The sequence below is a fragment of the Plantactinospora sp. WMMB334 genome (genome assembly GCF_049179095.1).
In the GTDB taxonomy this organism is placed as follows: Bacteria; Actinomycetota; Actinomycetes; order Mycobacteriales; family Micromonosporaceae; genus Plantactinospora.
The window spans coordinates 7,222,351-7,243,735 of sequence record NZ_JBMHME010000002.1; the positions used below are offsets into that span (position 1 = coordinate 7,222,351).

Annotated in this window: 15 protein-coding genes and 2 pseudogenes; 7 read left to right on the plus strand and 10 right to left on the minus strand. The window is 73.8% G+C overall.

Annotated elements, in window-relative coordinates; all coding sequences use genetic code 11:
* Nucleotides 1-26 precede the first annotated feature (26 nt).
* From ACN27G_RS31350 to soxR, 4 genes and pseudogenes are all read right to left on the minus strand, one after another.
* Nucleotides 27-1,004, minus strand: coding sequence for an aldo/keto reductase (locus tag ACN27G_RS31350; protein ID WP_421496281.1), 978 nt, complete (start codon nucleotides 1,002-1,004; stop codon nucleotides 27-29).
* Nucleotides 1,005-1,218: 214 nt separating this feature from the next.
* Nucleotides 1,219-3,120, minus strand: coding sequence for a PPC domain-containing protein (locus tag ACN27G_RS31355; protein WP_421496282.1), 1,902 nt, complete (start codon nucleotides 3,118-3,120; stop codon nucleotides 1,219-1,221).
* A gap of 217 nt (nucleotides 3,121-3,337) precedes the next feature.
* Nucleotides 3,338-7,819: an HAD-IC family P-type ATPase gene (locus ACN27G_RS31360; RefSeq protein WP_421496283.1), complete on the minus strand. Its 4,482-nt coding sequence runs from the start codon at nucleotides 7,817-7,819 to the stop codon at nucleotides 3,338-3,340.
* A 363-nt stretch (nucleotides 7,820-8,182) separates the two neighbouring features.
* A pseudogene (gene soxR, locus ACN27G_RS31365) lies at nucleotides 8,183-8,620 on the minus strand (redox-sensitive transcriptional activator SoxR); the annotation flags it as partial.
* Between the two features lie 131 nt (nucleotides 8,621-8,751).
* On the opposite strand from soxR, the gene ACN27G_RS31370 reads away from it, so the two are divergent.
* Together ACN27G_RS31370 and ACN27G_RS31375 are read left to right on the plus strand one after the other, a co-directional pair.
* On the plus strand, nucleotides 8,752-8,946 hold the full coding sequence (locus ACN27G_RS31370) for a hypothetical protein (protein WP_421496284.1): 195 nt from the start codon (nucleotides 8,752-8,754) through the stop codon (nucleotides 8,944-8,946).
* Between the two features lie 132 nt (nucleotides 8,947-9,078).
* A pseudogene (locus ACN27G_RS31375) lies at nucleotides 9,079-9,327 on the plus strand (YbaK/EbsC family protein); the annotation flags it as partial.
* 243 nt (nucleotides 9,328-9,570) lie between these two features.
* Here the strand turns inward: ACN27G_RS31375 and ACN27G_RS31380 are convergent.
* Nucleotides 9,571-9,855: a hypothetical protein gene (locus ACN27G_RS31380; RefSeq protein WP_421496285.1), complete on the minus strand. Its 285-nt coding sequence runs from the start codon at nucleotides 9,853-9,855 to the stop codon at nucleotides 9,571-9,573.
* Between the two features lie 424 nt (nucleotides 9,856-10,279).
* Here ACN27G_RS31380 and ACN27G_RS31385 point away from each other — a divergent pair, with 424 nt between their 5' ends.
* The gene (locus ACN27G_RS31385; protein ID WP_421496286.1) at nucleotides 10,280-11,362 is read left to right on the plus strand and encodes a helix-turn-helix domain-containing protein; all 1,083 of its coding nucleotides are present in this window, start codon (nucleotides 10,280-10,282) and stop codon (nucleotides 11,360-11,362) included.
* A gap of 118 nt (nucleotides 11,363-11,480) precedes the next feature.
* Here the strand turns inward: ACN27G_RS31385 and ACN27G_RS31390 are convergent, their stop codons facing one another.
* On the minus strand, nucleotides 11,481-11,918 hold the full coding sequence (locus ACN27G_RS31390; RefSeq protein ID WP_421496287.1) for a SufE family protein: 438 nt from the start codon (nucleotides 11,916-11,918) through the stop codon (nucleotides 11,481-11,483).
* Between the two features lie 118 nt (nucleotides 11,919-12,036).
* The gene (locus tag ACN27G_RS31395) at nucleotides 12,037-12,462 is read right to left on the minus strand and encodes a CBS domain-containing protein (RefSeq protein WP_421496288.1); all 426 of its coding nucleotides are present in this window, start codon (nucleotides 12,460-12,462) and stop codon (nucleotides 12,037-12,039) included.
* Nucleotides 12,463-12,626: 164 nt separating this feature from the next.
* Between ACN27G_RS31395 and ACN27G_RS31400 the strand changes: the two genes are divergently transcribed.
* Together ACN27G_RS31400 and ACN27G_RS31405 are read left to right on the plus strand one after the other, a co-directional pair.
* Nucleotides 12,627-13,256: a dTDP-4-dehydrorhamnose 3,5-epimerase family protein gene (locus ACN27G_RS31400; protein WP_421496289.1), complete on the plus strand. Its 630-nt coding sequence runs from the start codon at nucleotides 12,627-12,629 to the stop codon at nucleotides 13,254-13,256.
* Nucleotides 13,257-13,370: 114 nt separating this feature from the next.
* Nucleotides 13,371-15,221 carry an Hsp70 family protein gene (locus ACN27G_RS31405; protein ID WP_421496290.1) on the plus strand — a complete coding sequence of 617 codons (1,851 nt, stop codon included), beginning with the start codon at nucleotides 13,371-13,373 and terminating at the stop codon, nucleotides 15,219-15,221.
* Nucleotides 15,222-15,228: 7 nt separating this feature from the next.
* Here the strand turns inward: ACN27G_RS31405 and ACN27G_RS31410 are convergent, their stop codons facing one another.
* Nucleotides 15,229-16,974: a proline--tRNA ligase gene (locus ACN27G_RS31410; RefSeq protein ID WP_421496291.1), complete on the minus strand. Its 1,746-nt coding sequence runs from the start codon at nucleotides 16,972-16,974 to the stop codon at nucleotides 15,229-15,231.
* A 115-nt stretch (nucleotides 16,975-17,089) separates the two neighbouring features.
* Between ACN27G_RS31410 and ACN27G_RS31415 the strand changes: the two genes are divergently transcribed.
* A complete protein-coding gene (locus ACN27G_RS31415) occupies nucleotides 17,090-17,875 on the plus strand; it encodes an SGNH/GDSL hydrolase family protein (protein ID WP_421496292.1) in 786 nt (261 codons plus the stop codon).
* A 47-nt stretch (nucleotides 17,876-17,922) separates the two neighbouring features.
* Here the strand turns inward: ACN27G_RS31415 and ACN27G_RS31420 are convergent, their stop codons facing one another.
* A complete protein-coding gene (locus ACN27G_RS31420) occupies nucleotides 17,923-18,534 on the minus strand; it encodes a pentapeptide repeat-containing protein (RefSeq protein WP_421496293.1) in 612 nt (203 codons plus the stop codon).
* Between the two features lie 63 nt (nucleotides 18,535-18,597).
* On the opposite strand from ACN27G_RS31420, the gene ACN27G_RS31425 reads away from it, so the two are divergent.
* A complete protein-coding gene (locus tag ACN27G_RS31425; RefSeq protein ID WP_421496294.1) occupies nucleotides 18,598-19,500 on the plus strand; it encodes a sulfurtransferase in 903 nt (300 codons plus the stop codon).
* A gap of 85 nt (nucleotides 19,501-19,585) precedes the next feature.
* Here ACN27G_RS31425 and ACN27G_RS31430 read toward each other — a convergent pair whose 3' ends face one another.
* Complete coding sequence (locus ACN27G_RS31430; protein WP_421496295.1) at nucleotides 19,586-21,085, minus strand: hypothetical protein; 1,500 nt, start codon at nucleotides 21,083-21,085, stop codon at nucleotides 19,586-19,588.
* Between the last annotated feature and the right edge of the window lie 300 nt (nucleotides 21,086-21,385).

The following is a 21,385-nucleotide window of genomic DNA, read 5'->3' on the forward strand; positions in this document are numbered from 1 at the left end:
CCCGGCCGGCCTGGACGGGGGACGGCTCAGAAGCCCTCCGGCGCGTGCGGCACGTAGTGCTGGCCGAGCCGGTGCAGCGCCTCCTCGTCGAGCGTCACCTCGACCGCGGCGACCGCGTCGGTGATCTGCTCCGGCCTGGTCGCCCCGACGATCGGCGCGGTCACCGCCGGCTGGTGCAGCAGCCAGGCGAGCGCGACCTGCGCCCGGGACACGCCGAGCTCACCGGCAACCTCGGCGACCGCGCCGACCACCCGACGGTCGGCCTCCTCGGCCTGCCGGTAGAGGGTGCCGCCGAACCGGTCGTTCTCGCTGCGGGTGGTGGTGGCGTCCCAGTCCCGGGTCAGCCGGCCCCGGGCGAGCGGGCTCCACGGCAGCACCCCGACGCCCTGGTCCAGGCAGAAGGGGAGCATCTCCCGCTCCTCCTCCCGCATGATCAGGTTGTACTGATCCTGCATCGAGACGAACCGCGTCCAGCCGTGCAGGTCGGCGGTGTACTGCGCCTGCGCGAACTGCCAGGTCCACATCGAGGACGCACCGACATACCGCACCTTGCCGGCCCGGACGAGGTCGTGCAGCGCCTCCATCGTCTCCTCGATCGGCACCTCGGGGTCGTAGCGGTGGATCTGGTAGAGGTCGATGTAGTCGGTGCCGAGCCGGCGCAGGCTCTCGTCGACCTGGGTGAGGATCGCCGCCCGGGACAGCCCGCCGCCCTTCGGCCCGGGGCCCATCCGGCCGTGCACCTTGGTGGCGATGACCACCTCGTCGCGGCGGGCGAACTCGCCGAGCAGCCGCCCGGTGATCTCCTCGCTGCTGCCGAGCGAGTAGACGTTCGCCGTGTCGAAGGTGGTGATCCCGGCCTCGATCGCCTGCCGGAAGAAGGGCCGCGCCTCGTCGAGCCCCATCGACCAGGCGTGGGTGCCGCGCCGCGGGTCGCCGTAGGTCATGCAACCGAGCACGATGGCCGACACTTCCAGTCCCGAGCCGCCCAGGCGTACGTACCGCATCAGTTCTCCTCGCCGCGTCCGTGGCCGCGCGTCACCGTGGCCGCGCCTGTCACCGGCGGGTTGTCGATCACCGGCCCTTCCGCAAGGTACCGGCGGGCGGGCGTACGCGAAACCCGTGCCGACCTCGGCGGCGTGCCCCTCCGGCACGGCAGGGCGCCCCTCCCGTGCCGGAGGTCCGGCCGGAAGGGGCGCCTCGTCGAGGTTCAGTCGATCGTCATCGGGTGACGGTGAAGGCGATCCGGCCGAGGGTGTCCTCGATGCCGGTGAAGCCCTCACCCGGGTTGAACTCGTCCTCCCCGAAGTCGACGTCGATGTCGTCGGCGGTGCCGCCGATCCCGTCCGGGCCGACCCCGAACATGACCGGGAAGTTGCCGCCCTGGTCCATCAGGTTGGGCTGCTCGTTGAACTGGTCGACGTGCCAGTTGCCGAAGAAGTGGCCGGCCTCGTGCGCGGTGACGTTGCCGACGGCCTGACCCACGAAGGCGATCCGGTCGCTCTCGGCGGTCAGGTAGGTGTTCAGCGACGGGTCGTCGCCGGTCGGCTCGCTCAGCACGTCGAGCAGGACCAGTGCCGAGTCCTCGGTGCCGAAGTTGCCCGGGTCGATGTACTGCGCGATGCCGATGGTGGGCACCCCCGACTCGGCGATGGTGCCGCCGACGATGACCCGGCTGACGTTCGCCTGCCCGAACGGGTCGGCGTGGTCCCGGCTGTTGAGGATCCGGATGTCGAAGCGGGGGTTGAGACCGCTGTGGACCATGTCGTGGCGCAGGTTCTCCCGGACCTCGGCGACGATCGCGTCGATCACCGCGTCCTCGTCGGCGGCGGTGAGGCCCCACCGGCCGAGGAAGGCCCGCATCGGGCTGAGGGTGCGCACGCCGGGCCCGCCGAACATGGCGGTGTTGATCCGCGCGCCGTCGAAGTCGAGGAAGAGGGTCTGCCGTGGCTGCTGCCCCGGCCGGTACGCCTCGACCGTGATGTCGTACATGCCGTCGCCGAGGCTGACGCCGACATAGTGCCAACCGGCCTTCGACGCCACGTGCTCGGTGACCGCGTTGCCGCCGCCCGGCAGGGGGCTGTTCGGCGGGTAGAGGGCGGTGGCGTCCTGCGCGGAGCCGTGCACCTCGCGGCCGTCCGGGTCGAAGACCGTGATCTCGGCGGCCGAGCCCTCGACCGAGGCGCCGAGCACGTCACCCGGCCGGAGCCGTACCGCGAAGAAGTCGGTGTCCTGGTCGGCGGTGGAGATGGTGACCTGGTAAGGGCCCTCGCTGCCGGCGCCCCCGCCGCTGCCCGAGTCGAACGGGTCCTCCGGCAGGGTCGGGAAGCCGATCACCGCCACGTAGTAGGTGCCGTCCGCCGCGAACTGGTGCACCAGGAGGCTGTCCAGGCCCTCGGGGCTGTCGTCGTTGAGGTCGATCAGCTCGCCGTCGGCGGTGTAGAGCAGCACGACCGGGTCCAGAGCGCCGGTCGGGGTGTCGATGTCGACGGTCAGCGTCCGTCCGGCGGTGCCGGTCACCTCGTAGAAGTCGAAGTCACCGCTGCCGGTGCCGTCGCTGCCGTGCGGGCCGTCACCGATCTCCGCCGAGGTGGTGACCGCCTGCCGGTCCGCGCCGACACCGGTCTCGCCGGCCAGCGGGATGGCGCCGTCGTCCTCGGGGTTCGGCTCGATCTCCTCCGCCTCCACCTGCTCCGGGGAGAGCGTGCCGAGGATCCGCAGCCGGTTGTTGTCCCTGCCGCCCGTACCGAAGCCGGCGATCCGCTGTGCGGTGGCCGGGCTGTCGTTGCTGCCGCGTACGCCGGTCGGCTCCTCCTCGTCGGCGAGCATCGGCGCGGCGGCGGCCGCCCGCTGCTGGGCCCGCAGGCCGGCCCGTTGCGCACCTTTCTGGGCCAGCCAGTTCCGCCAGCCGACGTGGTCGGCCTCTGCCGGGTCGGGCAGCAGTGCGAGGTACGGGTTCGGTCCGGACGGCTGCTTCGCGGCACCCGGCTTCAGCTTGACGAGGCTGGCCGGCGGTGCGGCGGTGGTGCGCTGGTCCGACCCCGGCCGGGCCTGTGCACCCGTGGGTGTCAGGACCGCGGCCACCAGCGTTCCGGCAGCCAGCATCGCGATTGGTCGACGCATGTATTCCCCTCCGTCGTGCCATCGATCGGTGGCCCCCGCCACCAGATGGCTATCGTGACGCTACTGATCTCGAAGGGAAATTAATAGAAGGAGCGGGATATCTAACTACATTGCTAGACACGGTCACGGGGACCCGTGACCGTGCCGAAGATTCGATCGTGCCGTACCGGAGCGGCTTCTGGATCGCGAAGCCGATCGTCCTGATTGGTCGGACGGCCTAGCTGTCGGCCGGGGCCGCGTCTCCGTGACCGTCGGCGGCCGGTGGGGTGATCAGGCGGCCCACGGCGGTGTTGGTGAGTGTCGCGCTCAGTGCGCTGCCGGCGGCGATTCCCCAGCCGACCGGCCCGAGCGGGGTGCAGCCGAAGAACTGGCTCAGCCCCGGCGTCTGGATCACCCCCGCGAGTACCGCCACCGAGACGGCGGTCGAGGCGAGCACGCTGCGGCTCGCCCCGCCGTCGAGCACGGTCTGGCCGAGCTGCGTGCCGACCAGCGAGGCGAGCGCGACCGTGCCGGCCCGGCGGCGGGTGCCGGTGTAGCGGGCCAGCGTCCAGCCGGTGGTGGCGCCGAGGGCCGTGGTACCGGCCCGCAGCGCGATCTCCCGGCTCAGGGTGGCACCGAGGGACGTCTCTGGGCCCTCGGTGAGCAGGCCGTCCATCCGGTCCGGCCGGGGCGCCCGGACCGCGATCGCCATCGCCGGTGCCAGGTCGGTGAGAAGGTTGACCAGCAGCATCTGCCGGCCGTTCAGCGCCGACCGGCCGGTCAGCGCGGCGGTGAGCACGCTGAACGCGATCTCGCCGAGGTTGCCGCCGACCAGGATGCTCAGGGCGTGCCGCACCGAGGACCACATGGCGCGCCCCTCGACCAGGGTGGCGATGATCGTTTCGAGCCGGTCGTCGGTGACCACCAGGTCGGCGGCGGCCCGGGCGGCCGGGGTGCCCCGCTGGCCGAGCGCGATGCCGACGTCGGCGAGCCGGATCGCGGGCGCGTCGTTGGCGCCGTCGCCGGTCATCGCCACGGTACGGCCGCACTTCTGCAACGCCTGGATGATCCGCACCTTGTGCGTCGGCGTGCACCGGGCCACCACGTCGGTCCGGGCCAGCCGCTCGGCCAGCGCGTCGTCGTCGAGCCGGTCGAGTTCGATGGCGGTGACCACCCGCTGGGCGGTGCCGTCGGTACTGATGATCGCGGCGATCGCCTCGGCCGTCGCCGGATGGTCCCCCGTGATCATGATCGTGTGTACGCCGGCCTGCCGGATCCGCGCCACCGCCGGGGCGGCGCTCTGCCGTACCCCGTCGGAGAGGGCGAGGAAGCCGACGAAGGTCAGCTCACCGACGTCGTCCTCGCCGACGGTGTCGCCGGGCAGCTCGCGCTCGGCGACCGCCAGGACCCGCTGGCCGGCACCGGCGTGCTGGTCCAGCACCTCCCGGAGGGCCCGGCTGCCGGCCTCGTCCAGGGCCCGGTCGCCGTCCGACCGCCGTCGCCGGGTGCACCGGGGCAGGATCGTCTCCGGCGCACCCTTCACGCTGAGCAGGTGGCGACCACGGTAGCGGCCGACCGTGGCGTGGTAGCCCCGGGAGGGCTCGAACGGCAGCGCGTCCGCCTGCTGCCAGCCGTGGGCCCGGGTTCCGGTGCCGACGCCGGCCCGCCGGGCGCCGGTCAGCACCGCCCGGTCGGTCTGCTGGCTGACCTCCTCCGGCCGGTCGGCCGCCGGGGTGGCCCGCAGCGCCACCCTGAGCACCGGACGCAGCGGCTTGTCCAGTGCGTCCAGGTCGGCGTACCGGTCGCCGTCGCCGACGCCGGCCAGCATCAGCTCGCCCTCGGTCAGGGTGCCGGTCTTGTCGAAGCAGAGCACGTCGACCCGGCCGAGTGCCTCGATGGTGCGCGGGTTGCGCACCAGTGCGCCGTGTTCGGCCAGCCGGCGGGCGGCGGCCAGCTGGGCGGCGCTGACCAGGAACGGCAACCCCTCCGGCACGGAGGCGACCGCCAGGTTCGCGGCGGTGCCGGCCGACTCCACCAGCGGCACGCCCCGGAGCAGCCCGGCCCCGGCGACCGCCACCGCCGAGCTGGCGGCGAGCGGGATCGACATCTTGGTCAGCCTGCCGAGCCGGGCCTCGACGCCGCTGGTCGGGGCGGACTCCCCGGCCAGCGCCATGCCCCGGCCGACCTCGGTCTCCGCGCCGGTCGCCACCACCACGCCGACGCCGCGGCCGGCGGCGATCGTGGTCCCCTCGTAGAGCATCGACCGGCGGTCGGCGACGGCGGCGGCGATCACCGGCTGACTGGTCTTCGCCACCGGCAGCGACTCGCCGGTGACCGAGGACTCGTCCGTCTCCAGGCCGTCCGCCTCCAGCACCCGGCAGTCCGCCGGAACCGCGTCGCCCGGCTCAAGCAGCACGATGTCGCCCGGGACGAGCTGGTCGGCGGTCACCACCCGTTCGGCACCGTCCCGCCGGACCCGGGCGGTCACCGCCGACCGGGAGAGCAGTTCGGCCAGCGAACGTTCGGTCGAGACCCGGTGCGCGGCGCCGATCAGCGCGGTCAGCCCGATCACGCCGCCGACGAGTGCGGCGTCCGCCACCGAACCGACCGCGGCGGAGAGCCCGGCACCGCCGGCCAGCACCGGGGTGAGCGGGTTCGCCAACTCCTCGACGAACGCCCGGGGCAGGTCGACACCGTCGGTCGGACCGGCCGCCGCCGGCCGGCCGCGCCGACCGGCCTCCTCGCCGGGAAGCCCCGCCTCGTCGGTGCGGAGCCGCTTCAGCACGGCCCGCACCGGCATCAGGTGCCACGGCGTCGGCGGCGCGGCGGCCGAGTCACGCCGCCGGGGCAGCCGACCCGCCCGCCAGACGCCGTTCCCGATCGCCAGCCCGGCGGCGGCGTTCACCGGCGCCATGGTCCGGCCCGGCAGTCGCGCCGGGGCCGAGGTGAAGGCCGCCAGTGCGCCCAGGCCGCTGCCGGCACCGGCCAGCGCGATGCTCTGCCGGGCCACCGTGCGGGCCGTGCCGGCGGCCTCGACCACCAGCGCCGCCACCGCCAGGTCGGCGCCGACGAGCAGGTGGGCGCCCCACGGCGGTGGCTGGTCGGCGTGCCACACGCCCAGTCCGCAGTCGGCGGCGGCCAGCGCCCGAGGGTCGGCGGAGACGAGGGCGACCATGGCGCCGTCGCGCTGGAGCGACCGGATCGACGCCGCGAGCCGTTGCCCGCCGGGAAGATGACCGTCGGCGAAGTCGTACTCCTCCCCGTCGGGGCCTCCGTCGGCGGCGACCAGCAGGCGCAGGCCCGCCCGCCGGGCCGCCGCCGGCAGCGCGTCGACGCCGGGGGCGGGTTCGGCGGCCACCCGGACGACGGCGGCGAGCGCCCCGCCGCTGGTCAGGCCGAGCAGGCTGCCGCCGTCGGCGCGGAGCCGGGCGATCTCCTCGGCGCCCGCGCCGGCGGGCAGGCGCAGCGCGTCGAGCGGACCGAGGCTCCAGCCGTCGGCGTCGCGTACCCGGTCCGGCGCGTCGGGGTCGAAGAGGTCGAACGCCCGGGTCGCCGCCTCCTCGGCGTCGGCGCCGGGCAGTGGTGCCAGGTCGGTGAGGACGCCACGGGCGGAGCGCAGCGTGGCGGCGTCCAGCACCAGCACGTCGAGGCGTTCCAGCTCGCGCAGCACGCTGCGGTCCATGGCGATCACACCCCGGCGGGCGAGCAGCCAGCCGAGCCGGGCGGCGTACCCCTCCCGGCCGGCGACGGCCGCGCTCGGGATGCTGGCCAGCGCGAGCGCGGCCGCGCGTTTCCGCCCGGCGAGGGAGAGCAGGGCGGCTCCGGCGACGGTGCCGGACTCCAGCACCCGGGCGAGATACCGCTCGACCGGACCGTCAGGTTTCGGCCGTGGCCGCTCGTCCGGCGGCGGGACCGCTCGGGCCCGGTCCGGGGTGCCGGCGAGCATCGGCTCGGCCTCTTCCCAGGCGGCCAGCTGCGCCCGGGCCTCGCCCCACTGCAGTACGCGCTGGGCGCCGTCGAGCGCGATTCCCGCCCAGCCGCCGGTCAGGCCCTGCGCGAGCACGGTGGCCAGGGGCAGCCAGGAGTTGGCCCGGTGGTCGCCGCCGAGCCCCCGCCCGGCCAGCTCGTGCAGCTTCGGGTGCAGGTCGACCGCGCGCAGCAGGCCGGCGAGTTCCCCCGGAGCCCTGGTGAACGGCATGATCCGGACCGCCGCCGAGAGTCCGAGCCCGAGCGCGTCGGTGGCGATCCGGGTCATCGCGCGCCGGGTCCGCGGGCCCTCCTCGGGGGGATGCGGTTCGGCGCAGTCCGGGTCGGGCTCCCATCCGTCGGTACGCTCCACGGCGGCGATCGTCGCGGTCAGCTCCCGCACCCGGGGACCGGTCGGGGCGACCGCCACCACCACCCGCCCGGAGGGGGCGTTGACCCGGGCCCACTCGACCCCGGGCAGCCGCTGCAGCGCCTCCTCGATCCGGGCGGCCAGCCGCTCGCCCCCTGGCTGTGCCACGCCGTGCACCTCGATGTGGTGCCGGCCCGGCCGGGACCAGACGGCGCGGCGCCGCAACCCGGCGGCCCGGGCGGCGCGGGCGGCCATCGACTCCGCGTTGTGCGCGACTCCGGCGACGAGCTGCGGCACGCCGCGCGGGGAGAGGGCCTCGGGCAGGGCGGGCAGGTGGACGCGACGCAGGTCCACCCCGGGAAGTCTCAGCCCGAGGGGGGTCATCGACCGGAGCCGCCGGCTGGCCGGCCGCTCCGCCGCCGGGCGGTGCGGATGTCGCTGACCGCACTCGGGTACCGCATGTTTCACCCTCCCAGCCGTTTCCCAGAGCCGTGGATCGGCCCTGCGTTCCCGGTCAACGGGGCCTTATGCCCGCTTCCGGCGGCAATTCCCCTACCGCCGTCGAATCGGCCCCGGCCCGGGTCAGGCCCGGGTCATGGCCGGGTCGGCGGCCCCGGCCGGGGTGCAGGCGGCGCCCTCGGCGCAGGTCCCGCCACCGGCGGGCCCGCCGGACGGAGCGCCGGGGCGGTCGTGGGCTGTCTCGTCGGCGGTGTCGTCGGGTGCGGGTGCCGGTCCGGTGAGGCCGGCGAGCAGGTGGCGCGGGCCGGGACCGGTGCGGGCCAGCACGTCGTCGGGGTTGGAGAGCGCGCACCGGTCCAGCGAGAGACAGCCGCAGCCGATGCAGTCGGCGAGGTCGTCGCGGAGTCGTTGCAGGGCGACGATCCGCTCGTCGAGCTGGCCACGCCAGTCCGACGAGAGCCGGGCCCAGTCGGCCCGGGTGGGTGTGCGCTGCCCGGGGAGGCTGGCCAGCGCCTCGCGGATCTGGGCCAGTGGCACGCCGACCCGCTGCGCGAACCGGATGAAGGCGACCCGGCGCAGGATGTCGCGGCCGTACCGCCGCTGGTTGCCGCTCGTCCGTGTGCTGGTGATCAGCCCCTTGGCCTCGTAGAAGTGCAGGGCGGAGATGGCCACGCCGCTGCGCTCGGCGAGTTGCCCGACGGTGAGGGTGTGTGCGGGTTCGGTCACCGGTCGAGACTATCCCGAATACCTCAACCAATGTCCAGGTTCCTCGTGTGTCCCCGGTCGGCGCTACCCCGACCGGGCGACTTCGGCCGACATGCGAAAAATACTCTGCTCCGCTGCCTAGGCTCGAAATCATGATCTACATGGCTCTGGCCGCGATGATGTACGTCTGCGGCTTCGTCTTCCTCTACGGTGTCGTCCGGCTCGCCGTGCGGCACGGCATCGAGGACATCGGTGCGCGCCGGCAGCGGGCCGCCGAGGCGCCGGAGCAGGCCCGGCTCCGGGAGCGCACCCTGGTGCCGGAGAACGCCTTCCTCGCCGGGAGCTGACCCGCTCCCCGCCGGTGGGTGCGGCGGGGCCAACCCTCGCCGACCGGGCGGGACGGTCGGTGTGAGGATCACGGGCGTGATGGGTATCCTGAGGACGGAACCCGCCCGGACCCGCCACGACCTGCTCGCGCCGACGTACGCAAGGCGAGCTTCGCGCCGATGGCCGAGGCCGTCGAGTTGGCCGGGATGGAGCACGGCGGGATCACGCCGATCGGGCTGCCCGGGTCATGTCCGGTCCTGGTCGATCCGAGGGTCGTCGACACCCCGTACGTCATCATCGGGTCCGGTGTCCGGCACAGCAAGGTCGCCCTGCCCGGGGGTGCGCTCCGGCTGCTGCCCACCGCCGAGATCGTCGAGGGGCTGGCCCGGGAGGCCGGCTGACGGCCGCTCCGGCCCGGCGGTGGAGTCCGGCCCGGCAATGGCGCGGTCCGGCCAGCACACCGGGCATCCACAGTGGACCACCCGGACCTGACCGGTGCCGGAGACGAGGCGTACCTGTCCGGGGCAGTGGTGTGGCGGTTCGGTCACCGGCGGACGCAGGGCCAGCGCGCACGGCAGGCAGAGCGTGGTCTCGCTCATCCGGTGGCCCACCCGGTGCGTCCCGCCAACTCGCAGGCCATTCTGCTAACCACCCCCGTCGAGCGGGCCTCCGTCGACGGGCTCGGTGCCGGTCGCACGTGCCGATGAGGCCGCGCGGCTGTCGATGTCTATCACATCGACGTCCGGCCGTGTGGGTACGAATGGATCGTTCACCATTTCCAGATAGGCGCGCGCCGTTGCCAGGGCCCGGCAGTCCGACAGTTTGCAGATGGGGCAAAGGCCGTTGGCGCGGGGCCAGTGCTCGATCATGATCAGCCGGGCGGAGAGCGCCATTCGGTTGCGTACCCGGCGGGCGGCGGAACCGGTCATGGCTGGCCGCCGCGCCTTCGGCGCCCTCCCCGGCCGCGTACCGGACCCCTCCCGCGCACGAGCCGCCTCCTGAGCTGCCTGGAAAGGTGCGGCGGCCGCCGGCACGACCGCCGCACCCGGTGGGGCGCTGCCCGCTTCCCAGGGGGAAGAGAGCGGGCCCGCGCCCCGGTCCGCGTGGACCGATCACGGGCCGACCCAAACCCGTTGAGATCGGCCGCGTCATACCCGCGGGCCGTGGAGCCACCGTCCCGGCGCCGGTCCCGAGGTCATCCCGGGCTTACATTGCGGGCCCGGAAGCGGTAGAACATTGACCGGTGCCATTTGAAACGGAAGCGATCCACATCCCCACATTCCCGTAACCAGAGAACTACCGATAGTAGGCGCGGTTTTCAGGTGTTTTCCGGAGCGCACAGGCGGTAGACGGATGGATCACGTCGGCGCAAGGCTGAGGGTGGCGCGTACGGACGCCCACGTCACCCTGACCCAGATGGCGGCCCGCACCAACTACAGCAAGAGTCATCTGTGCAACGTCGAGCTCGGCAAACGGCCGGCAACGCCGGACCTGATCCTGGCCTACGAGCGGGTGTTGGGAGACAGCGTGAACCGCAGAGGTGCCCTCGCGCTCGCCGCGACCGTCGTCGCCTCCGCCGCCGTCGCCGATCTGGTCCAGCACGGGTTCGCCGCCGCCATCGGCCCACGGCGGGACGTGGACGAGTGGGTCGCCCGGGCCGAGGCGTACGGGCAGGACTACATGTCACTCGGTGCCGCCGAACTACAGGGCCGGCTCGCCGCCGATCTCGTCGTGCTGCAACAGGAGTTGGACAGCCCGCACCTGTGGGGCGTGGCGGCCCGGCTGATGACGGTGCACGGCAAGACCCTGCCCGACAACGACGGGGGCCGGGGAGCCATCCGGTCGTACGAGATGGCGGCGGTCGCGGCGGACCGTTCCGGCGACCTGGAGACACGGGTCTGGGTACGCGGCCGCGCCGCGCTCGCGCTGGCGTACGAGGGGGCGCACCTGCCGGTCGCCGCCCGCTTCGCCGAGCAGGCGGTGGCGCTCGCCGACCGCCCGACCCTGGGGCGGCTCAACGCGTTGACGGCACAGGCGCATGTCGCCGCCTGCCGCGGGCAGGTTACGGCCGCACTGGCCGGACTGGACGATGCCCGGCGGCTCTTCGACGCCGCTGGCAGCTCCGAGCAGATCTCCGACTTCGCGGTGCCGCCGTGGCGCTTCCACACCTTCGAGTCGATGCTGCTCTCCCGGCTCGGTCACCCGGCAGCGGTGGCCGCGCAGGAGGCGGCGGACCGGACCCGGCCGGCCACCCTTCCCCGGTTCGCCACCCACATCGAGCTGCACCGGGGACTGATGATGGCGTCGGCCGGGGACGCGGCCGCCGGCCTCGGGTACGCGCGGCGGGCGCTGGACCGACTGCCGCCGGAGCGGCACAGCCTGTCGCTGCGGCTGATGCTGGCCGAGGTGGAACGGGTGGCCGGCGCGGCGGTGTGACCTGCCCGCAACCCGTCCACGAAGTGATAGATATCAATACTGTTGCACGTGAAACGGTGCTGCGTCGCGAATTCCGCCCCGCAACCCGGGTGCCGAGATCGCCCGTCCCCGCGCCGGGTCACACCCCGCCGAGCTGCTCCCGGACCTGCCGCTTGAGTCGGGCCAGGATGGCGTTGCCGCCCCGCACCCGCAGCGGGCTGATCGCCTGGGCCAGACCCATCTGCTGATAGAGGTCGTCCGGCACGGCCAGCACCTCGTCGGCGTTCGCCCCGGCCAGCCCTTCGGCGAGGATGCCGGCGAAGGCCCGGGTGGTGGGCGCCTCCGGCGGGCAGTCGAACCAGGTGGTCACCGTGCGGTCGGCGGCCACCTCGGCGCGGAGGAAGAACGCCGTCTGGCATTCCGGGACCTGTTCCATCCCGGCGTGCCCGGTCAGCTCCGCCGGTAGCGGCGGCACCGCGTCGGAGAACTCCAGCAGCATCTCGAGGACCACGTCCCGGGGGGCGGCGGCGAACTCCGCCACGATCTCGGCGAGCTTCGGTGGCATCGACTGCGGCATGGCCCCAGGCTACCGAGACGGCTCCGGCCCCGGTCAGCTTCCCCGGCTGACGCGCGCCCGGCCGATGCGTGGCCCGGCGGATGCGTGGCCCGGCTCGGGCAGTCGCCGGCTCCGGTCGTCAGCGGCCCGCGGTGGTCTCGCCGACCTCGCTGAACGCCGTCGCCCGCCCGGTCCGCATCGCCAGGTCGCCGAGGGAGACGATGCCGACCAGTTGGCGGTCGGTGTCACAGACCAGAATCCGGCGTATCGCCCGCTCCCGCATCAGGGTCGCGGCCTCGGCGGCGGTCGAGTTCTGCTCGATCATCACGATCTCCCGGGAGGTCACCGAGCCGATCGTGGTCTGCCGGGCGTCCCTGTTCTCGGCAACGGCCCGGATGACGATGTCGCGGTCGGTCAGCATGCCGAAGAGGCTCGATCCGTCGGTGACCACCACGTCGCCGATGTCGGCGTCCCGCATCGCCCGTGCGGCCTCGTCCAGAGTCGTGGCGACGGGAAGGTAGACGATCTTTCTGGCCATCACGTCGCGGACCCTGACGTCAGTCACGGTGTGCCTCCCGAACCCCCGGTCTGCCGATACCACCTGCTACCCCCTGGCCGGCACGCTGACACCATGTCGGGTTTCCGATCGGCCACTCCGGGTTGCTGGGCGGTATCGTGCGGTTGGCCCGATAAGTCGGAGGGGGCCACGCGATTGTGGAGGTGTGACCAGTGAAGGTTACCGAGCTGTCCATCCCCGGAGCCTGGGAGTTCCTCCCACAGCAGTTCTCCGACGACCGGGGCAGGCTTCTCGTCTGGTACGACGCGGCGGCCTTCGCCGACGCCCTCGGCTTCGACCTCCCCGTTGCCCAGGCCAACCAGAGCGTGTCCCGCAGGGGTGTGATCCGAGGGGTGCACTGGGCCGACGTGCCGGTCGGCCAGGCCAAGTACGTCTACTGTCCGCGCGGCGCCGTCCTCGACATCGTGGTCGACCTGCGGGTCGGCTCGCCGACCTTCGGCCAGCACGAGGTGACCCGGCTGGACACCATCGACAACCGCGCCGTCTACCTTGCCGAGGGGCTCGGGCACGCCTTCGTGGCGCTGGAGGAGGAGAGCATCGTCAGCTACCTCTGCTCCGCCCGGTACGCTCCGGCGCGCGAGCGGATCGTGCACGTGCACGACGAGGAGCTGGCACTGCCCTGGCCGGCCGAGATCGATCCGATCCTCTCCGAGCGCGACGCCCACGCACCCACCCTGGCCGAGCTGCGCGCCGCCGACCTGCTGCCCCGGTACGACGAGTGCCAGCGGTTCTATCAGGCCAGGTGCGCGGGGCATCGGGGCGGCGCGGCAGCGACTCGCTGAACGGGCGGCCGGCATCCCGCGACGAGGACGGGATCCCGCGACACCGCACCGCACCGCACCGCACCGCACCGGACGCTGTTCCGCGGCGTGGCCGCGTCGCTACCGTGAACCTCGATGGAGACGACGTGGATCAGCATCGACTTCGGTACCTCGAACACGGTCGCGATGCTGTCGGTCCCGGGCCGGGAGCCGCGACCGCTGCTCTTCGACGGGTCGCCGCTGCTGCCGTCGGCGGTCTACGCCGGACCGGACGGTCGGCTGGTCGTCGGCCGGGACGCCTGGCACGCGGGTTCGAGTAACCCGGCCGGCCTCGAACCGTTTCCCAAGCGGCACATGCACGAGGAGAGCCTCCTGCTGGACGGGCGGGTGGTTCCGCTGGTGGCGGTCGTCACGGCGATCCTGCGGCACGTCTCCACCGAGGCGGACGGCGTGCTCGGTCACCACGTCGACAGCGCCGTGCTGACCTGTCCCGCATCCTGGGCGGGGAGCCGGCGGGGACGCCTGGAGGCGGCCGGCAGGAGTGTCTTCGGCAGGGTGCGCCTGCTCGCGGAGCCGGTCGCGGCGGCTCACCACCACCTCTCCCGGATCCCGGCCACCGCCCCCGGCCATTTCCTGGTCTACGACCTCGGGGCCGGCACCTTCGACGCCTCGGTGGTGCGCCACACGCCCGAGGGAGTCGAGCTGCTGGCCTCCGCCGGGCTCGACGACGCGGGCGGCCTGGACATCGACGCGGCCGTCGTCGACCATCTCGGCGACATCCTCGCGGCCCGCGATCCGGACCGCTGGGAGCGGCTCGGCCACCCGCGTGACCGGGCAGACCGGCGGGCCCGCCGGCACCTGTGGGACAGCGTACGCACCGCCAAGGAGGTGCTGTCGCGTACCGCGACGACGCTGGTGCACGTGCCGTCGTTCGACGACGACCTGCCGCTCGGGCGCGAACGGCTCGACGCGCTGGCCGGTCCGGTGCTGGAGCGTACCGTCGCGGTCTGCCGGGACCTGTCGGCCGCCGTCGACGCCAGCGGACCCCTGCGCGGGATCTTCCTCGTCGGTGGCGGAAGCCGGATGCCGCTGGTCCAGACACGGCTGCACCAGGCGTTCGGAATGGTCCCGACCGGAATCGAGCAGCCGGAACTCGTCGTCGCCGAGGGCGCGCTGGCCAGCGCGGTGCTGCGCGACGCCGACGGGCGGTTGCCGACCGGCACGACCGCGGCGCAGGGCCGGCCGGGCACGGACGGGACCGCCGCGCAGGGCCGGCCGGGCACGGACGGGGCCGCGGCGGACGTCCGGCCGCCGACCGGAGGCGAGCCCGGGCGGATGCGGCCGGCACCGACGGCCCTGGGCCGGCCGTGGCCGCTGCGCGCCGGTCGGCACGGTCGCTGGATCGGCGCCGTCGTGGTGCCGGTGCTGATCGCTGCCGGGCTGTGGCTCGGGTTGCGCGAATGGTCGCCCGCCGGCCGCGTCGAGCAGGTTCCGTCCCGGTCGGCCGCGACGCTGGCCGGTGGCCCGACTCCCTCGGCGACCCCGACACCCGGCCCGAGCCCGGTCGTGGACCCCTGCCTGGTCGGTACCTGGGAATCCACGAACTACTCGATCACCAACTACATCGACCGGGTACCGACGACCTTCACCAGCTCCGGCGGCACGGTGAAGACCATCCGGGCGGATGGTTCGTTCGTGCACGACTACGGTCCGAGCGCTCCGCGGACCGCCCGGATCGGCCGGGACCGGTGGCAGCAGCATGTCACCGGCACCATCTCCGGACGGATCCGGACCGTCGACCGGACCATCCTCTACTCCGCGCTGGTGGCGAAGGGGTCGAGCCGGTTCGTCCTCAACGGCCGCGACCGCGGATCCGACCGGTTGACGGCCCATCCGGCGCCCTCGACCTACCTCTGCGACGGGGACGCCTGGACCGAGTACACCGACGACTACCGGATCGAGTACGCCCGGCGCCCGGCTGGCTGACCTCGGGCTAGCGCGACGGGGTGAGCAGGTCCCGCAGCTCCGGGGCGGGCAGCTCGGTGCGCTCGCCGGTGGCCCGGTCGCGCAGTTCGACGTACCCGTCGGCCCAGCGGCGGCCGACCACGACGGTGCGGGGGATGCCGATCAGCTCGGCGTCGGCGAACTTCACCCCGGCCGAGACGTGCGTCCGGTCGTCGAGCAGCACCCGCAGCCCGCGCCCGGCGAGCTGGCCGGCCAGCTCCAGCGCCGCCGCCACCTGCGGCCCCTTGCCGGCGGCCACCAGGTGTACGTCGCAGGGCGCCACCGCCGCCGGCCAGACCAGGCCCCGGGCGTCGTGGTGCTGTTCGGCGACCGCCGCCACCGCCCGGGAGACGCCGATGCCGTAGCAGCCCATCGTCGGCCGGATCGGCCTGCCGTCCTGCCCCAGCACGTCGACCCGGAACGCGTCGGTGTAGCGGCGGCCGAGCTGGAACACGTGCCCGATCTCGATGCCCCGGCGGATCGTCAGCGCCCCGGGCCGGCAGGCCGGACACGGGTCGCCGGCCCGCACCTCGGCCGCCTCGACCGTGCCGTCCGGGGTGAAGTCCCGCCCGCAGACCACGTCGGTGGCGTGCCGGCCCGGCTCGTTGGCACCGGTCAGCCAGGCGGTGCCGGTGGAGACCCGGGGATCGACCAGACAGCGGATGCCGAGCTTGGCCAGCACCTGCGGACCGAGGTAGCCGCGGACCAGCTCGGGCCGGTCGGCGAAGCCGTCGAACATCGACACGGTGGCCGGGCTCACCGCCGCGCCGAGCCGCTTGAGATCCACCTCGCGGTCCCCCGGCACGCCGACGACCAGCAGCTCCGGCTCGTCGGTGCCCGGCCGGCGCAGCTCGACCACCACGTTCTTCAGAGTGTCGGCGGCCGTCCAGTCGCTCCGGCCGCCGAGCCGGCGGTCGTTGGCGAGCGCCACCAGTGACTCGATGGTCGGCGTCTCCGGGGTGTCGTGCACCTGCGCCGGCGGATGGGCGTGCACGTCGCCGGCGGGCGCCGGCGGGGTGGCCACCGCCTCGGTGTTGGCGGCGTAGTCGCAGGCGGTGCAGCCGACGAAGGTGTCCTCGCCGACCTCGGTGGCGGCGAGGAACTCCTCGGAGGCCGAGCCGCCCATCGCGCCGGAGGTCGCCGCGACGATCGTGTAGGTCAACCCGAGTCGGTCGAAGATCCGCTGGTACGCCGCCCGGTGCCGGTCGTACGCCGCCGCCAGCCCCGCCCGGTCCACGTCGAAGGAGTAGGAGTCCTTCATCAGGAACTCCCGCCCGCGCAGCAGCCCGGCCCGGGGCCGCGCCTCGTCCCGGTATTTCGTCTGGATCTGGAAGATCGAGACCGGGAAGTCCCGGTAGGAGGTGAAGGTGTCCCGGACGAGCAGAGTGGCCATCTCCTCGTGGGTGGGGCCGAGCAGATAGTCGGCGCCCCGCCGGTCGGTGAGGGTGAAGATGTCGTCGCCGTACTCGGTCCACCGGCCCGTCGTCTCGTACGGTTCCCGGGGCAGCAGGGCCGGGAAGAGCACCTCCTGGCCGCCGATCGCGACCATCTCCTCGCGGACGACCTCGGTGACCCGGTCCAGCACGAGCCGGCCGAGCGGAAGCCAGGTGTAGCCGCCCGGGGCGGCGCGACGGACGTAACCGGCCCGGAGGAGCAGCCGATGGCTCGGCACCTCCGCGTCGGCCGGGTCCTCGCGCAGCGTACGCAGAAACAGCGTGGACATCCGTAGCAGCATCCGGGCAGCCTAGACCCGGGCTGGGGAGCGGGGCACCGCGTTTGCCGGCCCGGGCCCGGCTGACAGACTGGCGCCGGGTTGGCGAGAGTGGGTAGTAGGGCAAGGGGAGGCGCGAGTGCGCTGGCGCAACTTCGTGGCGGTGGGAGACAGCTTCACCGAGGGACTGGACGACCCGTACCCGGACGGCGGTTTCCGGGGCTGGGCCGACCTGGTGGCCGCGACGCTGGCCGCCGGGGCCGGGCCCGACTTCGGGTACGCCAACCTCGCGATCCGGGGGCGGCTCTTCGACAACATCGTGGCCGAACAGGTGCCCACCGCGCTCGACATGCGCCCCGACCTGGTCAGCTTCGCCGCCGGTGGCAACGACGTGCTGCGCCGCAGTTGCGACCCGTACGCGCTGATAGCGCGCGCGGACCAGGTGATCGGGGAATTCCGGGACACCGGTGCGGACGTGGTGCTGTTCCGGTTCGCCGACGTGATGGCCCGGCTGCCCGGCCAGCGGATCGTCGCACCCCGGGTGACGGTGCTCAACCGGGGCATCGGCGAGATCGCCGACCGGCACGGTGCCACCCTGGTCGACCTCTACGCCGACGACGCCTTCGGCAACCCGGTGCTCTGGAGCGCCGACCGGCTGCACCTGTCGGCGGCCGGGCACCGCCGGGTCGCGGCCCGGGTGCTGACCGCCCTCGGCGTCTCCCCGGACGAGAGCTGGCTGGTGGTCCCTCCCCGGCCGGCGCCGACGCCGTGGCTGGCGGCCCGGGGCGCGGACCTGCGCTGGATGCGGCAGTACCTCGCCCCCTGGGTGCGGCGCCGCCTCACCGGCCGTTCCTCCGGCGACACGATCACGGCCAAGCGGCCGGTGCTGGGGCCGTATCCGCAGCGGCAGTCGTCCGTGGACTGACTGTGCACGCGGCGGGTTCGCTCCCCGTCGGCGCCGGTGTGGCGGGCTCAGCCGACCTGGAAGCCGAGGGCCTGGGCGAGCACGATCGTCTGGGTCGGGTCGACGATCGCGCCGGAGCGCTCGACGGTGGTCGGGTCGAGCGTGCTGAGGTCGCTGCCGCGCAGGTCGCACCGGACGAACCGGGCCGCGCGCAACTGCGCACCGGAGAGGTCGACGCCGGTCAGGATGGCGTCGGTGCAGTTGGCGCCGGTCAGGTCCGCCTCGCGCATCCGGACCCCCTGGATGGTGACGCCGCGCAGGTCGGCGCCGGAGAGGCCGACGAAGGACCAGTCCCCGCCGAGCACGGTCAGCGGCCGGACCGCCGACTCGGTGAAGGTGCTGCCGACCAGCTTGCAGCCGGCGAACTCGGCCTCAAAGAAGTTGCACCGGGTGAAGGTGCAGCGCAGGAAGGCCGAGTCGGTGTGCCGGGAGGCGTTGAACCGGACGTTGCCGAAGGCGCAGTTGGTGAAGCTGGAGCGCCGCACGGTCGCCTCGGTCAGGTCGACGTCGAAGAACTCGCAGTCGACGTACTCGTGTTCGACGAACTCGTCGCCGTACCAGTCGTCGCGCCGGAAGGTCCGACCCTCGTGTCGTACGCCTGTCCGGGTCGGCTCCGCCATGTGACGACGGTAACCGAGACGAGCCGGCCACCTCCAGCAGGCGCCCGGCGTACGGTGGGGATCATGCCGATGCCGAGCGATCCCGCACCGAGCCTCCAGGGTTACGCCGACCCGCAGCGTCTGGTCACCACGGAGTGGCTGGCCGAGCACCTGGGCCAGCCGGGCCTGGTGGTGGTCGAGTCGGACGAGGACGTGCTGCTCTACGAGACCGGGCACATCCCCGGCGCCGTCAAGGTCGACTGGCACCTGGAGCTGAACGACCAGGTGACCCGGGACTACCTCGACGCCGAGGGCTTCGCCCGGCTCTGCGCGGCCAAGGGGATCGGCCGGGACGACACGATCGTCTTCTACGGCGACAACTTCAACTGGTGGGCGGCGTACGCGCTCTGGGTCTTCACCCTCTTCGGCCATCCCGACGTGCGGCTGCTCGACGGCGGCCGGCAGAAGTGGGTCGCCGAGGGGCGGGAACTCACCCGGGAGAAGACCGAGCGGCCCCCGGCCGACTATCCGACGCCGCAGCGCGACGACGCGCCGATCCGGGCGTACCGGGACCAGGTGCTGGCGCACATCGCGGCCGGCCGGCCACTTGTCGACGTCCGCTCGCCGAAGGAGTACACCGGCGAGCTGACCCACATGCCGGAGTACCCGCAGGAGGGGGCGCTGCGCGGCGGGCACATTCCGGGCGCGCTGAGCAAGCCGTGGAAGTCGGCGGCGAACGACGACGGCACGTTCAAGGGCCCGGACGAGCTGCGGGCGATCTACGCCGACCAGCTCGGGCTGGCGCCGGACGACGACGTGGTCGCGTACTGCCGGATCGGCGAGCGCTCCAGCCACACCTGGTTCGTGCTGCGGCACCTGCTCGGCTATCCGAGGGTGCGCAACTACGACGGCTCGTGGACCGAGTGGGGCAACCTGGTCCGGGCGCCCGTGGTCAAGGGAGACCAGCCGGGCACGCTCACCCCCTGACCGGGTCCGCGCCGGTCGGGCCGGGCGGAATCCGCCCCGGCCGCCCGTTAGCCGTCCGGCCGTCCGTCGGCCGTCCGGCCGTCCGTCAGCCGACGGGGACGACCCGACGCACGGCCACCAACCCGGGTACGTCGATACGCTGCCGTATCGCCCAGCTGCCCGGTTCCACCCGGAGCACCGCGTCGGGCTGACCGACGTACAGCCGGTCGCCGGAGGGTGGGGCGGCGAGTCCGCGTACCTCGGCCGCGGTGGACCAGCGCGGGGCCCTGCCGCGCGTGTAGCCCGCCAGGCCGACCACCTCGCGACCGGCCCCGACCAGCACCATCCCGTCGGCGTGCGCGGTCGAGGCGGCCGGCGCGGCGTCACCCGGGGCCGCGCCGCCCGCCCCGGTGCCGCCCGTCGGCGGGTCGAACCGGAAGCTCTCCAGCACGGTGAGTCCTTCGGGATCGATCGTGGCCAGTGCTCCGCTGCCGGTGTCCGCCACGTGGAGCCGGGTGCCGTCCGGACTCAGCGCGATCGTGTGCCCCGCGGCCGGCTGCTCCCCGTAGGGTGCCGGCAGGTCGACGCAGAACGCCCAGCGCTCGGTCAGGTCGAGGGTGTGCACGAAGGCGTGCACGTGCGGAGCGTCCTCGCGGGCCCCGGCGGCGCCGTCCCCGCCCTCGTCCCCGGCGCCGTTCGCGGCGGCGATCCGGTCCCGGGTGTGCACGTGGTCCGGCTGGTGCGTGTAGAGCGTGAAGAGTCGTTTGCGCACCGGATCGTAGACCGCCTGCCGGCCCTCGCCGCGCATCTCCTCCTCGGTGCCCTCCGGCACCACGGCCTTCACCCTGGTCAGCAGCGGTTCCACCCGCCCGGAGGCGATGTCGACGACCCGTACCCGGTAGCGGTCCGGCGCGGTCGGCGGCAGGTGGTCGAGGACGAAGAGCGCCTGCTCGGCGGCGTCGAACGCCTCCGGCTCCAGGTTGCCCGGCAGCTCCAGCCGGCGGCGCTGGCCGGCACCGTCGGCGATCACGATCGTGGTCCGCTCCCGGGGCCCTGGCCGGTACGGCGTGTGCCCCGGCCCGGCGTCGTCGGCGAGCGCCACCAACCCGCCCTCGGGCGAGGTGGCCCGGACCGCGAGCGCGCCGGTCAGGGTGCCGGCGCTGACCGGCGCGCCGTCCGGCAACCGGTGCGCCGTCAACCGGGTCGTCCCGGCCGACTGCTCGGCCCGGACCAGCCGGCGGCCGTCGCCGCTGATCACCGCCGGAGCCGGTTGGACCAGCAGTCGCCCGGTCGCCGCCTGCACCACCGCCAGTTTCCCGCCGGCCAACTCGACCACGAGCGCGTCCGGTGGCCCCGGCTCGCCGCGTCCACCGGCCCGCTCCCCGGCCCGCTCCCCGGCCCGGAACTCGCAGCCGGCGCTCGCCGAGACCGCACCGAGCCCGGCCGCTCCGGCGAGCGCAGCCCCGGTCAACCGCAGCACATCGCGCCTCGTCGCCGGGGAACGCCGGGGCGTTGTTCCGTCGGGTCGTGCCGCCGCGCCGTAACCCGCCGCGCCGTAACCCGCCGCGCCGTACCCCGTCGCGCCGTCGCGCGCTGTCCTCGTCATGCCGGGTTGAGGCACGGCACCGGCGGCCGGTTCCCCGGTCGGCTCCGCGGATGCCAAAGATCTTGGCAATCTCTGGTTCGCGGTTCGCGGCGAACCACAGATTGCCCCCCGGCTGCCGGAGTCGAGAAGGTGTGACCGCCTCCTCACGACGGGTCTGTCACCTTCGGTCGAAGTCGCGAACTCCGTGGGCGACTACACCCATGTTCGTCTGTGCCCCTTTTTGGACGAGTCGGTTCGAATGATGGCGCAGCCGTTCACGTTCGATTACCAAAGTGTTACTGCTGCGGCGCTGCCCGGCGC

Excerpts from the sequence above, each read along its gene's own strand:
- ACN27G_RS31360 (WP_421496283.1), bottom strand. The coding sequence starts at position 7,819 with ATGACCCCCCTCGGGCTGAGACTTCCCGGGGTGGACCTGCGTCGCGTC.
- ACN27G_RS31355 (WP_421496282.1), bottom strand. The coding sequence starts at position 3,120 with ATGCGTCGACCAATCGCGATGCTGGCTGCCGGAACGCTGGTGGCCGCG.
- ACN27G_RS31405 (WP_421496290.1), top strand. The coding sequence starts at position 13,371 with ATGGAGACGACGTGGATCAGCATCGACTTCGGTACCTCGAACACGGTC.
- ACN27G_RS31430 (WP_421496295.1), bottom strand. The coding sequence starts at position 21,085 with ATGACGAGGACAGCGCGCGACGGCGCGACGGGGTACGGCGCGGCGGGT.
- ACN27G_RS31370 (WP_421496284.1), top strand. The coding sequence starts at position 8,752 with ATGATCTACATGGCTCTGGCCGCGATGATGTACGTCTGCGGCTTCGTC.
- ACN27G_RS31420 (WP_421496293.1), bottom strand. The coding sequence starts at position 18,534 with ATGGCGGAGCCGACCCGGACAGGCGTACGACACGAGGGTCGGACCTTC.
- ACN27G_RS31350 (WP_421496281.1), bottom strand. The coding sequence starts at position 1,004 with ATGCGGTACGTACGCCTGGGCGGCTCGGGACTGGAAGTGTCGGCCATC.
- ACN27G_RS31425 (WP_421496294.1), top strand. The coding sequence starts at position 18,598 with ATGCCGATGCCGAGCGATCCCGCACCGAGCCTCCAGGGTTACGCCGAC.
- ACN27G_RS31385 (WP_421496286.1), top strand. The coding sequence starts at position 10,280 with ATGGATCACGTCGGCGCAAGGCTGAGGGTGGCGCGTACGGACGCCCAC.
- ACN27G_RS31390 (WP_421496287.1), bottom strand. The coding sequence starts at position 11,918 with ATGCCGCAGTCGATGCCACCGAAGCTCGCCGAGATCGTGGCGGAGTTC.
- ACN27G_RS31410 (WP_421496291.1), bottom strand. The coding sequence starts at position 16,974 with ATGCTGCTACGGATGTCCACGCTGTTTCTGCGTACGCTGCGCGAGGAC.
- ACN27G_RS31380 (WP_421496285.1), bottom strand. The coding sequence starts at position 9,855 with ATGACCGGTTCCGCCGCCCGCCGGGTACGCAACCGAATGGCGCTCTCC.